This window comes from Anaeromyxobacter sp. PSR-1, assembly GCF_000964525.1.
Classification (GTDB): Bacteria; Myxococcota; Myxococcia; order Myxococcales; family Anaeromyxobacteraceae; genus Anaeromyxobacter.
Genome location: NZ_BAZG01000142.1, coordinates 1 through 11,169, shown reverse-complemented (window position 1 = coordinate 11,169; position 11,169 = coordinate 1). Strand labels below are relative to the sequence as shown.

Genomic DNA, 11,169 nt, shown 5'->3' with positions numbered 1-11,169 from the left:
TCCAGCGCGGCGAGCGCGGTTCGCCGGGCGGCCTCGTCCTCCAGCTCGAGCGCGCAGGACAGCCCCTGCGCCGCCACCCGCGCCTGGCCCGGGCCGGACGGGAGCGCGGGGAGGGCCTCGCGCGCGGCATCGGCGCAGGCCACCGGGTCGCCGGCCAGGCCGAGCGCCTGGACCCTCGCCTCGGCGGCGCGGGCGCGGCCCGGCCAGCGCGGGCCGCCCGCCGCGAGCGCCTCGCGGTAGGCGGCGGCCGCGTCGGCGTGGCGGCGCTCGCCGGCCAGGCGGTCGGCGCGGGCCAGCGTCGCGTCCGCCTCCGACGCGCGGGCCTTGCGGACCGCGCGCTCACCGTCCAGCGCCAGCTTCTCGATCTGCGCGGCCGTGGCGGTGCCCGCCCAGCGGAGGACCACGCCCTCGGTCGCCGGGTCGATGATCATCAGCGTCGGCCACACGTCGATCGGGAACTGCTCCACGAACGGCGCGTTGCCGGGCTTCTCGGTGTCGATGTCGAGCCGGACGAACCGCCCGGCGAGCTTCCGGAGCCTCGCGTCCGGGAGGACGTAGGCCCGCATGAAGCGGCAGGTGGGTCACCAGGGGGCCCAGACGTCCACCAGCATCGGGACGTTCCGGGCCTTCGCCTCGGCGAGCGCGCGGGAGTAATCGTCTTCGATGACGCCCTTCGGCGCGGCGGCGGCGGCCGGAACGGCGGCGGCGAGCGACGCGGCGGCGAGGGCGGCGAGCAGGGCGGTGCGCATGCGACCGGTGGTATAGCGCGATCCGGCCGCCGGTTCAGCGCCCCGTCACCGGCCGAGCGCGGCCCGGACCTCCTCGAACTGCGCCTCCGACAGGTACATCTCCAGCGCGCCCTCCGGCAGCACGATCCGGGCCGGCTGGCGGAAGCCCTTCTTCGGCGGCTCGGGCGGCCGGGCCTCCTGGATCTTCGACGCCTCCACGCGGATCGCCACCCGCCCCTCGCGGCGCGCCGCGTCCAGGCCCGCCGCGGTGAGCGGCACCGGCTCCAGCAGCCGCCGGCGGAACGGCAGCGCGAGCCAGTAGGCGCCCTGCGCCACCAGCGCGCCCCAGACCACCGCCATGCTCCGCCAGGTGACCACGTTCGCCACCACCGCCACGAGCGAGCCGATCATGAGCACGTTCGCGACGCGGTGGACGATCTCCTCCCAGCGGCGCGGCCGCAGGATGACGAGCTCGCCCGGCAGGACGTGCAGCTGCCCCTTCACCCCGCCGCCGCGCACCGGCTTGCCGGCCGGGTCGACCAGCAGCGCCAGCACCGTCCCGAAGGCCTTCGGCTCCATCCGTCCTCCCGTTCGTGGAAGGGGGCGAGGCTACACCGGCGCGCGGCCGCGCGGGGGCCTTCCGCACAGCAGCCAGTTCGCGAGGAACCCCACCCCCACCCCCGCCACGCAGGTCGCGACCACCCCAGGCCAGCCCGCCGCGTGCAGCGCCAGGCCCGGCACCGCCGAGCCCAGCGTCCCGCCCACGTAATAGAACGTGAGGTAGAGCGCGCTCGCGCCGCCCTTGGCCGTGCGCGCGGTCACGTTCACGAACCCCGGCGCCACCGCCTGCGCGGTGAAGGTCCCGAGCACCAGCACCAGCAGCCCCGCGATCGCGAGCGGCAGCGAGCCCGCCAGCGCCGCCGCCATGCCGAGCGCCTCGACCACGAGGCCGATCCCGATGAGCCGGCGCGGCGGGATGCGCCCCGCGAGCCGCCCCGCGATCGGCGAGGCGACCACGCCTGCCGCGTACACGAGGTACACCGCCGAGATCTGGCCCGTGGTGAGGTGCCAGGGCGGGCCGGCGAGATGGTACGGCAGGTAGGTGAAGATCCCGATCCAGCCGAAGAACAGCGACGCGCCCACCAGGTAGGCGCCCAGCAGCGGCGGGTCGCGCAGGTGGCCGAGCATGCCGCGCGTCGCCGAGGCCCATCCGATCACCGGCGCGCCCGTGGCCGGCGCGAGCCCGCGCCAGAGCGCGACCGCGGCGACGAGCGTCACCGCCGCGAAGGCGACGAACGCCGCGCGCCAGCCCGCGCTGGCCGTGATGGCGCCGGAGATCACGCGACCCGCCAGCCCGCCCACCACCGAGGCCGCGATGATCCCGCCCACCACCGCCGGCAGGTCCGCGTTCCGGAAGCGGTCGCCCGCGTAGGCCACCGAGACCGCGGTGACGCCCGGCACCAGCACCCCCTGCATGGCCCGGAGCACGAGGAGCACGGAGAAGGAGGGCGCGAAGGCGCAGGCCAGCGTGGCGAGGGCGAGCAGCGCGGTCGCGCCGGCCATGACGCGGCGCCGCCCCAGCGCGTCCGCGAGCGGCCCGTAGAAGGAGGAGGCGGCCGCCACCGCGAGCACGACCGCCGAGACGGTGAGCCCCGCCCGCGCCGGCCCCACCCCGAACTCGCGCGAGAGGACCGGCAGCACCGGCTGCGTGACGTACATGTCCGCGTAGACCGCGACCGTCCCCGCGTAGAGCGCCGCCGTCTCCCGTCGCACCCGGGCACGATACCGCGGGGCCGGCGAACCCGCCTCAAGGCGAGCCGGCGTGAGGCCGCCCCGCGTACGCGTTCACGAGCGCGTCGCCGAGGACCCGCCGCGCCTCCTCGAGGTTGTGGCCTCGGCAGCGGATCCGGAGGTTGTCCGCCGTCGACGGCCCACCCTGCGCTCGCGGCACGATGTGGTCGAGCTCGAGCTGGTGCGTGGAGCCACAGAGCTCGCCGGAAGGGAGGAGGAACGTGCACCGGCCGCCGTCCCGCTCCCACACCTCGCGGCGGACGTGGGCGGGGATGTGGTCCGGCCGCGTGGAGGGACGGACCGTCTTCTGCGGCCTGGCGGTGAGCCCCTTCCGCCGGGCGCGCTGCGCAAGCAGCTCCTCCAGCGCCGCCTCGAGGACGTCTTCGCGGGAGGCGCCCGGCATGGCGTGGGACAGCGCGTCGCGCGCGGCGTCGAGCTTCTTCAGGAACGCCTTCGAGACGGTGAGGTGCATGCGAGCCTGGTCGCCGTCGAGCCAGTCCACGGAGCTCGGCCGTGCCGCCGGCACCGCGACGACCCAGGCCGCCTGAGGGGTCGGCGCAGCCGGCTCGGTGGCAGCGGAAGCGGGCGGCGTTTCATGCGCATGAAGTACAACGACCCGTGCGGGCGCCAGCGCCGCGGTGTCGAGCGACGCCGTCACCGGACCCGTTGCAGGCACGGCGAGCCGGACCGGCACGACGACCTCGCGCCGCGGCGGGATCTCGACCGGACGGATGGAGGCAGCCACCGCTGCCGCATCGCGGCTCGAGAGCCCGAAGAACCGAGGAAGGATCCCGGCGCAGTTCTCGGCGGTCACCACCTTCGCCAGCTCGCAGACCGACGACAGGCACAGCTTGCCTTCCCGCAGGGCACGCTCGACGCCTGGGTAGCGCTGGATGAGCTCCGCCGCCGTCTTGCGGAGCTGCGCAGAGCCGGCCGAGAGCTTCAGCTCGCGATGGAGGAACGAGAACAGCGACGTGTGCCCGCGCTCCCGCCACAGCCCCCGGCGGTCGAACTCCGCGAGCGCGACCAGGAACTCCGCCATGGCCTGGCGCTCGGCGCGAAGAAGGCTGCGAAGACGGTTCGTGAACTCGAGTGCGATGTCCATGACCGAAGCATCGCACGCGATTTTCGCCCTCCGTAAAACGCGCGAGGATCGCGCACGACGCACGATCGCCGCCAGGGCTCCGCGCCCCCTCGGCACATGCCCGCGCGTCGCACCACGGCCCCGCAAGCGCGCGACGCCCCTGTCCCCCAGCGTGTTCGCAACGCCCAGCGCCCGCGCGCCGGCAGCACGTCAAGCATTCACTGTGAGACAAATGGGTGCCTCTCCCGAGCACGCGCCCCCGCGCCCGGCGCTTCCCCCTCAGGCCTCTCGCAAGCCGATCCCGCCGCGCCCGGCTCCGGCCAGGCGGCCCCGCCCCCGACCACCCCGCACCCTCGCAGCCCGAGTCCCGCTCGTGGTTCGACAGGCTCACCACGAGCGGACTTTCAGCAGCCCTACCCGCCCCCGACCCCCGCCGCCCCTCGAAGCCCCACCATCCCCCCGCTCGTGGTTCGACAGGCTCACCACGAGCGGACTTTCAGCAGCCCTACCCGCCCCGCACCACCCCCGCACCCTCAAAGCCCGAGTCCCGCTCGTGGTTCGACAGGCTCACCACGAGCGGACTTCAGCAGCCCTACCTGCCCGCGACGCGCTCACCACGAGCGGACACCGACCACTCACCCCGAGCGCCCATCACCTCGCGCGAGCACGAACCCCTACCCCGCCGCCACCCTCGCCCGCTCCTCCACCTTCACGGCCCCGCGCCGCTTCAGCGACAGGCCCAGCGTGAAGCGCGCGACCGGCTCGTCCCCGTGCTTGTCCGGCACCGTGGCCACCACCTCGACGGGAACGGTGACCCGCTCGCCGGTCCGGTCGGCCTCGCGCACGGCCTCCGCCACCCGCGCCCCGTCGCGCGAGCGGAACACCACGTCGCCGTCGGCGCGCTTCAGGAAGTCGGCCTTCAGGTCGGCGAAGATGAGGTTCACGCGCTTGTGCTTCGAGTAGATGAGGCGGGCCGCGACGAGGCCGCCGGCGATGTCGGCGCCGGCGCAGAGCGCGCCGAAGTACATCGAGCCGAGGTGGTTCCTCGAGCGCCAGCGCAGCGGGATCTTCACCGCGCAGCCCTGTTCGTCGAGCTCCAGCACCCGGGGGCCGAGGAACAGCAGCACCGGGATCTTCAGCGACAGCAGGCGGACCAGCGCGGTCTCCTTCAGCAGCATGCTCGGGCTCCCCGCGCGCTCGGCGCGATGACGCAGCGCGTGAATCATAGGGGGCCGGGCCGATCCGCCGCGCCGCCCCTACAGGGGGCAGGCTCGCGGGCGATGCGCGCCCGCCGGCGCCGCCTACTCGGCCGCCGCGGCGGAGGGCAGCGGCACCGGGCGGTAGCGCCGGGCGATGGCCCGGAACGCGAACGCGGCCGCCAGCATGAGCGCGGCGAACGCCCAGAAGTACGCCGCGCCGGAGAGCGGCACGAGCTCGGTGACGAGCGCGGTGAGCAGGTTGCCGAGCGCGATGGTGAGGAACCAGAGCGACATGATGGTGCTGCGCATGGAGCGCGGCGCCTGCGTGTAGCTGAACTCGAGCCCGGTCACCGACACCAGCACCTCGCCCGTGGTGAGCAGCAGGTACTGCGGCAGCTGCCACAGCGCGTGCGGCGCGTGGCCGGCGTCGATGAGCGTCTGCACGATCGCCGCCGCCGCGAACGAGAGCACGGTGAGGAACATCCCGCCCGTCATGCGCGAGAGCGGCGTGCGGGCGAGGCCCCGCCGCTCCAGCGCCGGGAAGATCACCCAGTTGAACAGCGGGATGAGCGCCATCACCATGAACGGGTTCAGCGCCTGGAGCTGCGCCGGCGAGAGCGTGAGCGTGCCGAGGTGCAGGTCCATGTCCTTCGCCTGCAGCACCCAGCTCGAGCCCTTCTGGTCGTAGAGCGCCCAGAACAGCGTCACCGCCGCGTACACGCCCATGATGCGGAACACCGCCCGCGCCCCGTCCACCGCCTCCTGCGGGTGGCGCTCGCGGGCGGCGTCGAGCCAGTGCTGGCCGGGCTTGCCGGTGCCGAGGCGCGAGAGCGCGAAGCCGACCACGCGGAACAAGCCGTGCGGGTTCGGCCCGGAGGGCGGCGCGAACGCGTAGTGCTTGCGGCCGAGCCAGAACACCACCAGCGCCACCGCCATGAGCACGCCGGGCAGCGCGAACGCGACCGGCGGGCCGAACGTGAGGAGCAGCAGCGGGATGAGCAGCTTGGAGCTCGCCGAGCCGAGGTTGATGGACCAGTAGAACCAGCCGTACACGCGCTGGAGCAGGCCGTGCTGCTCGGGCCGGAACTGGTCGCCCACGAACGCCGACACGCACGGCTTGATCCCGCCGGCGCCGGCGGCGATGAGCGCGAGGCCCACGAAGAAGCCGGTGCGCGTCTCCCACGCCGCGAGCACGCCGTGGCCGAGCACGTAGAAGAGCGAGATCCAGAGGATGGTCCGGTACCGCCCCAGGAACCGGTCGGCGATCCACCCGCCCACCAGCGGGGTGAGGTAGGTCGCCATCACGAAGTAGTGGTAGTAGGCCTTCGCGTCCTGCGCCTCGTACAGCAGGTGCTGCAGCATGTAGACGGTGAGGATCGAGCTCGTCCCGTAGAACGAGAAGCGCTCGCAGGCCTCGTTGCCGACGATGTACTTGACCTGCGGCGGGTAGCGCTCGGGCGCGGACGCGGACATGGCGCGCGAGTCTGCCACGGGACGCCCGGGGCCGCGCAACCGCCTACGCCGCGGCCTCCGCCGAGGGCGCCGCCTCCACCGGCCGGTACCAGCGCGCCACCGCGGCGAACACGAACGCGGCGGCGAGCATCATCGCCGCGAAGAACGCGTAGTACGCGACGCCCTGGAACCGGTTCAGCCAGGCCACCAGCGCGGTGAGCAGCGAGCCGGCCGAGATGGTCACGTACCAGAGCCCCATCACCACGCTGCGCAGGTGCTTCGGCGCCTGCGAGAACGCGAACTCGAGCGCGGTGACCGAGACCAGCACCTCGCCGATCACCAGGAACACGTACTGCGGGATCTGCCAGGCCACGTGCAGCGCCGCCCCGCCCTGCAGCGCCGACTCCACCGCGCCCGCCGCCACGAACGACAGCACCGTCACGAACATCCCCACCGCCATCTTGCGCAGCGCCGTCACCTTCACCCCGCGCCGCTCCAGCGCCGGGAACACCCAGACCGCGAACACCGGGATGAACGTGAGCACCATGGCCGCGTCGAGCGTCTGGACGTTGCCGGCGGCGATCTGGAAGCCGAACAGGTACCGGTCCATCCGCTCGGCCTGCAGCGTCCAGGACGAGCCGTACTGGAAGAACAGCGCCCAGAACACCGTCACCGGCGCGAACACCGCCAGGATGCGCAGCACCGCGGCGCCGGCCGAGCCGCCCGGGCCGGCGTCGGCGGCGGGCGGGGCGTGGCGCGCGGGCGGGACGTGCACGTAGCGGCCGCGCCCGACCCAGAAGACCAGCAGCGCCACCGCCATCGCGACGCCCGGGACGCCGAACGCCACCCGCGCGCTCACGTGGTCGAGCAGCAGCGGGATGACCAGCGTCGAGACCGTCGAGCCGAGGTTGATCATCCAGTAGTAGAGGTCGTAGAGCCGCGCGAGCAGCCCCTTGTCCTCGGCGGGGATCTGGTCGCCCGCGAACGCCGAGGCGCAGGGCTTCAGGCCGCCCGCGCCGATCGAGATGAGCGAGAGGCCGACCAGCAGCCCCCAGGCGCTCTCCCAGACCGCCAGCACCGCGTGCCCGGCCACGTACCCGAGCGACAGCCAGAGGATGGTGTTGTACCGGCCCCAGTAGCGGTCGGCGAGCAGCGCGCCGAAGATGGGCATGAGGTACACGGCGCCGGTGAACACCTGGTACGCGGTGACCGCCTCGTTCTCGGCGAACCCCAGGTTCCGCACCATGTGCAGCACCAGGATCGACGCCATGCCGTAGTACGAGAACCGCTCGGCGGCCTCGTTCCAGGCGAGGAACTTGATGGAGGGCGGGAAGCGGGACTTCGCGGTCTGGGGCATGCGGGGGGCACTCTGCCATGCCGTGCGGCCGCGCGCGAGACGCTGCGCGGCGCGGGGACCCCGGTTAGAACGGCGCGCCGATGATCCGGATCTCGACCGAGGAAGCAGCGCAGCTCATCGCGCAGGGCGGCTACGACCTGGTGGACGTGCGCGAGCCGCACGAGTGGGCCGGCGGGCACATCCCGGGCGCGCGGCACGTGCCGCTCGGCGCGCTCGCCCGCGCCCCCGCCGACCACCTGACGCGCGACCGCGTCATCTTCGTCTGCGGCCACGGCATGCGCAGCCAGACGGCGTGCGCCATCGCCCGCAGCGCCGGCCTGAGCCAGGTGTTCAGCGTGGACGGCGGCGTGGTGGGCTGGGCCGCCGAGGGCCGCCCGCTGTCGCTCTGAGCGGCGCTCACCGCCCGCGCAGCGCGGACACCGCCAGCGCGATCCAGCCGGCGATGAACGCGACGCCGCCGAACGGCGTGACCGCGCCGAGCGCGCGGACGCCGCTCAGCGCCAGCGCGTAGAGGCTGCCCGAGAACAGCACCGTCCCGGCGACGAACGCCCAGCCCGCCGTCGCCGCCGCGCCGCCGGGCGTCCGCGCGTACGCCCAGCCGGCGGCCAGCAGGGCGAGCGCGTGGTACATCTGGTACTGCGCGCCGGTCTGGAAGACGGCCAGGAGATCCGGCGCCAGCCGCGCCTTCAGCGCGTGCGCGCCGAACGCGCCCGCCGCCACCGCCACCGCCCCCGAGATCGCGCCGAGCGCGAGGAAGAGCCTGTCCATGGGCGCGGAGTATCGCCCATCGCCCGGCCGGGCGGGCGTCCCGCCTTGGCCTTGCGGCGGCGTGGCCCGGCCCGCACACGCTCGGCCATGGACCTGGACTTCGCGAAGAGGAAGTGCGTGCCGTGCGAGGGCGGCGTCCCCGCGCTCGCGCCGGACGCGGTGGACGCGGGGCTGCGCGGGCTCGACGGGTGGGACGCGCAGCAGGGGAAGACGCGCCTGCACAAGCACCTGCGCTTCGACGACTTCGTCGCGGCCATGAAGTTCGTGAACGCGATGGCCGACCTCGCCGAGGCCGAGGGGCACCACCCGGACTTCTGCGTGCAGTACTCCACGGTGGACGTGACGCTCTGGACGCACGCGGTGGGCGGGCTCTCGGAGAACGACTTCATCCTCGCCGCCAAGCTCGACCGGCTGCGCGAGGCCGCCGCCGCGCGGCGGTGAGCGCGACCGCCGCGGGGTGCGCTGAATAGGCGCCGCGGGCGCGCCGTCACTCCGGTGGAAGGAAACCGCACCGGAGGAACCGATGAAGAACGTCGCCAGGAAGCTCGCCCTCGCCGCCGCCCTCACCGCCGCCGTCCCCGCCGCCGCGCACGCGAAGCCCTGCGATCACGACGCGCCGGTGGTGGCGTACCCCGCGCCGGCGCCCGTCCCCGCGCCGCTGCCCGCGCCGGCCGGCTGGCGCGACGATCGCTGGGACGATCGCGGCCCGCGGCGGCACGAGGGCTGGCGCGCCCGCGAGCGCGCCGCCCTCCGCGCCGAGTACGCGCGGCTCGACGCCGCCCGCGACCAGTTCTACGCGCGCTGGAACGGCTACCCGCCCCCGGGGAAGGCGCGCAAGTTCGAGCGCTGGTACGCTCACGAGCGCGGCGAGCTCGACCGCCGCTGGGACGCGCTCGAGGGCTACGCCTGGCGCTGACCGCCCGCGCACCCCGGAGCACCCCGCCGCCCGCCGTGCGCCCCCGCGCCGGCGGGCGGCCCCGTCTCGACGCCGTGGACCCCGCGCCGGATCGCGGTTAGACCAGGGGGCGTGTCGCGCTCCGCCCTGTCCTTCGCGGTCTTCCTCGCCGTCGTCCTGTCCATCCTCGGCGGCATGCACGCCTACCTGTGGCTCCGCCTGGTGCGCGACCCCGGGCTGCCGGAGCCGTGGCGGCGGATCGGCACGGTGCTCCTCGCCCTGCTCGCCCTCGCCATCCCGGTGGGCATGTTCTCGGTGCGGATCGCGTCCGGCTGGGCGGCGCGCTGGCTGCCCGTCGCCGCGTTCACCTGGCTCGGGCTCGCGTTCATCCTGTTCTGCGCGGTGGCCGCCATCGACCTCGCCCGGATGTCCGCGCAGCTCGCGATCTTCGTGGGCGACTGGCTGCGCCAGGTCCCGGACCCGCCCATGGACCCGGACCGCCGGATGTTCGTGGCCCGCGCGATGGCGGGCGGCGCCGTGATCGCGGCGGGCGGCTCGGCCGCGCTCGCCTTCCGGAGCGCCACCGGGCCGGCCGAGATCCACGAGGTGGCGGTCCGGCTGGAGCGGCTGCCGCCGGCGCTGTCCGGCCTCACCATCGCGCAGATCTCCGACCTGCACGTCGGCCCGGCCATCCGCGAGCGCGAGGTGCGCCGGGTGGTGGAGCAGACGAACGCGCTCCGCCCCGACGTCGTCGCCATCACCGGCGACCTGGTGGACGGCAGCGTGCGCGAGCTGGGCCACGCGGTCGCCGAGCTGGCCCGCCTGCAGGCGCGGCACGGCGTGTTCTTCGTGACCGGCAACCACGAGTACTACTCCGGCGTGGACGCCTGGGTGGCGGAGCTTCGGCGCCTCGGCATCCGCGTGCTGCGGAACGAGCGCGTGTCCGTGGGCGACGCGGGCGCGTCGATCGACCTGGCCGGCGTGGACGACTGGAGCTCGGGCCAGTTCGGCAACGGGCACGGCATGGACCTGCCGCGCGCGCTGGACGGGCGCGACCCGGAGCGCAGCCTGGTGCTGCTCGCCCACCAGCCGCGCGCCATCGGCGAGGCGGTGCGCTCCGGGGTGGAGCTGCAGCTCTCCGGGCACACGCACGGCGGGCAGATCTTCCCGTTCAACCTGCTGGTCCGGGCCGCGTACCCGTACGTGAAGGGGCTCTACCCGCACGCCGAGGGGAACACCCGCGGGCAGATCTTCGTGTCGCGCGGCACCGGCTACTGGGGCCCGCCCATGCGGCTCGGCTCGCCGCCCGAGATCGCCAAGATCGTCCTGACCTGACCTGATCGGGACGACACCGGGCGGGCGCTCGCTCGGGGATCGAGGCGTGCTTCACGTTGGGTGATGCGTCCGGCGTGGCCCGCTTGGGCCCTGCCCGCGCGGTAAGCACCGATTTACCCTTGGCGTTCGCAGGAGGCAGCCATGCGCGCCCGCTCCATCGCCGTCGTCGTCGCGGTCTTCGCCGCCGCGGCGCTCACCACCGTGTTCGTGGTCTCGCAGCTCCCGCACGCAGGGCGCACCAGCCCGGTCGCCGGGCCGCCCGGGGCCGCGGTCGCGACCTCGAGCCCGCCGGCACCGCCCGCCGCCGCCTCCGACGGCTTCCTCGACGTGCGGGTGACCGCGGGCGGCGCGCCGCAGGCGGGCGCGGAGGTCCGGGCCTACCTGCGCGCGCGCGGCGCGGACGGCGCCCCGGCCTGGCTCGCCGCCGGGACCGCCACCGCGGGGACGGACGGCGTGGCGCGCCTGGTGGCCCGGCCCGGCGCCTACCTGGTGGCGGCCCGCGCCGCGGGGCTCGCGCCCGGGCGCGCCGAGGTGATCCGGCCGAGCGGCGAGGAGGTCAC

Annotated in this window: 12 protein-coding genes and 2 pseudogenes; 5 read left to right on the top strand and 9 right to left on the bottom strand. The window is 74.7% G+C overall.

Annotation, left to right across the window (positions count from 1 at the left end; all coding sequences use genetic code 11):
- The 8 genes and pseudogenes from PSR1_RS17305 to PSR1_RS17275 form a co-directional block, all read right to left on the bottom strand.
- Nucleotides 1-566: pseudogene (locus PSR1_RS17305) on the bottom strand (hypothetical protein); the annotation flags it as partial.
- Nucleotides 567-581: 15 nt separating this feature from the next.
- Complete coding sequence (locus tag PSR1_RS24225) at nucleotides 582-749, bottom strand: hypothetical protein (protein WP_193388379.1); 168 nt, start codon at nucleotides 747-749, stop codon at nucleotides 582-584.
- Nucleotides 750-794: 45 nt separating this feature from the next.
- A complete protein-coding gene (locus PSR1_RS17300) occupies nucleotides 795-1,307 on the bottom strand; it encodes a hypothetical protein (protein WP_059438702.1) in 513 nt (170 codons plus the stop codon).
- 30 nt (nucleotides 1,308-1,337) lie between these two features.
- A complete protein-coding gene (locus PSR1_RS17295) occupies nucleotides 1,338-2,501 on the bottom strand; it encodes an MFS transporter (protein ID WP_059438701.1) in 1,164 nt (387 codons plus the stop codon).
- A 34-nt stretch (nucleotides 2,502-2,535) separates the two neighbouring features.
- Nucleotides 2,536-3,624 (bottom strand): HNH endonuclease, encoded by a 1,089-nt coding sequence (locus tag PSR1_RS17290; RefSeq protein ID WP_059438700.1) that lies wholly within the window; start codon nucleotides 3,622-3,624, stop codon nucleotides 2,536-2,538.
- A 653-nt stretch (nucleotides 3,625-4,277) separates the two neighbouring features.
- Nucleotides 4,278-4,781 (bottom strand): DUF4442 domain-containing protein, encoded by a 504-nt coding sequence (locus tag PSR1_RS17285; RefSeq protein WP_059438699.1) that lies wholly within the window; start codon nucleotides 4,779-4,781, stop codon nucleotides 4,278-4,280.
- Nucleotides 4,782-4,904: 123 nt separating this feature from the next.
- A complete protein-coding gene (locus PSR1_RS17280) occupies nucleotides 4,905-6,275 on the bottom strand; it encodes a POT family MFS transporter (RefSeq protein WP_059438698.1) in 1,371 nt (456 codons plus the stop codon).
- A 43-nt stretch (nucleotides 6,276-6,318) separates the two neighbouring features.
- Complete coding sequence (locus PSR1_RS17275; RefSeq protein ID WP_059438697.1) at nucleotides 6,319-7,611, bottom strand: POT family MFS transporter; 1,293 nt, start codon at nucleotides 7,609-7,611, stop codon at nucleotides 6,319-6,321.
- An 80-nt stretch (nucleotides 7,612-7,691) separates the two neighbouring features.
- On the opposite strand from PSR1_RS17275, the gene PSR1_RS17270 reads away from it, so the two are divergent.
- The gene (locus tag PSR1_RS17270; protein WP_059438696.1) at nucleotides 7,692-8,000 is read left to right on the top strand and encodes a rhodanese-like domain-containing protein; all 309 of its coding nucleotides are present in this window, start codon (nucleotides 7,692-7,694) and stop codon (nucleotides 7,998-8,000) included.
- 7 nt (nucleotides 8,001-8,007) lie between these two features.
- Here PSR1_RS17270 and PSR1_RS17265 read toward each other — a convergent pair whose 3' ends face one another.
- Nucleotides 8,008-8,379: a DUF423 domain-containing protein gene (locus PSR1_RS17265; RefSeq protein WP_059438695.1), complete on the bottom strand. Its 372-nt coding sequence runs from the start codon at nucleotides 8,377-8,379 to the stop codon at nucleotides 8,008-8,010.
- Between the two features lie 87 nt (nucleotides 8,380-8,466).
- Between PSR1_RS17265 and PSR1_RS17260 the strand changes: the two genes are divergently transcribed.
- From PSR1_RS17260 to PSR1_RS17245, 4 genes and pseudogenes are all read left to right on the top strand, one after another.
- A complete protein-coding gene (locus tag PSR1_RS17260; protein WP_059438694.1) occupies nucleotides 8,467-8,820 on the top strand; it encodes a 4a-hydroxytetrahydrobiopterin dehydratase in 354 nt (117 codons plus the stop codon).
- An 82-nt stretch (nucleotides 8,821-8,902) separates the two neighbouring features.
- A complete protein-coding gene (locus PSR1_RS17255) occupies nucleotides 8,903-9,295 on the top strand; it encodes a hypothetical protein (RefSeq protein WP_059438693.1) in 393 nt (130 codons plus the stop codon).
- A gap of 111 nt (nucleotides 9,296-9,406) precedes the next feature.
- Nucleotides 9,407-10,609 (top strand): metallophosphoesterase, encoded by a 1,203-nt coding sequence (locus PSR1_RS17250; RefSeq protein WP_059438692.1) that lies wholly within the window; start codon nucleotides 9,407-9,409, stop codon nucleotides 10,607-10,609.
- Between the two features lie 141 nt (nucleotides 10,610-10,750).
- Nucleotides 10,751-11,169, top strand: a pseudogene (locus PSR1_RS17245) (DUF4198 domain-containing protein); the annotation flags it as partial.

What these genes read in the sequence shown, in the direction of transcription:
- PSR1_RS17255 (WP_059438693.1), top strand. Translation starts at nt 8,903, where the DNA reads ATGAAGAACGTCGCCAGGAAGCTCGCCCTCGCCGCCGCCCTCACCGCC.
- PSR1_RS17270 (WP_059438696.1), top strand. Translation starts at nt 7,692, where the DNA reads ATGATCCGGATCTCGACCGAGGAAGCAGCGCAGCTCATCGCGCAGGGC.
- PSR1_RS17300 (WP_059438702.1), bottom strand. Translation starts at nt 1,307, where the DNA reads ATGGAGCCGAAGGCCTTCGGGACGGTGCTGGCGCTGCTGGTCGACCCG.
- PSR1_RS17260 (WP_059438694.1), top strand. Translation starts at nt 8,467, where the DNA reads ATGGACCTGGACTTCGCGAAGAGGAAGTGCGTGCCGTGCGAGGGCGGC.
- PSR1_RS17265 (WP_059438695.1), bottom strand. Translation starts at nt 8,379, where the DNA reads ATGGACAGGCTCTTCCTCGCGCTCGGCGCGATCTCGGGGGCGGTGGCG.
- PSR1_RS17280 (WP_059438698.1), bottom strand. Translation starts at nt 6,275, where the DNA reads ATGTCCGCGTCCGCGCCCGAGCGCTACCCGCCGCAGGTCAAGTACATC.
- PSR1_RS17290 (WP_059438700.1), bottom strand. Translation starts at nt 3,624, where the DNA reads ATGGACATCGCACTCGAGTTCACGAACCGTCTTCGCAGCCTTCTTCGC.
- PSR1_RS17285 (WP_059438699.1), bottom strand. Translation starts at nt 4,781, where the DNA reads ATGCTGCTGAAGGAGACCGCGCTGGTCCGCCTGCTGTCGCTGAAGATC.
- PSR1_RS17275 (WP_059438697.1), bottom strand. Translation starts at nt 7,611, where the DNA reads ATGCCCCAGACCGCGAAGTCCCGCTTCCCGCCCTCCATCAAGTTCCTC.
- PSR1_RS24225 (WP_193388379.1), bottom strand. Translation starts at nt 749, where the DNA reads ATGCGCACCGCCCTGCTCGCCGCCCTCGCCGCCGCGTCGCTCGCCGCC.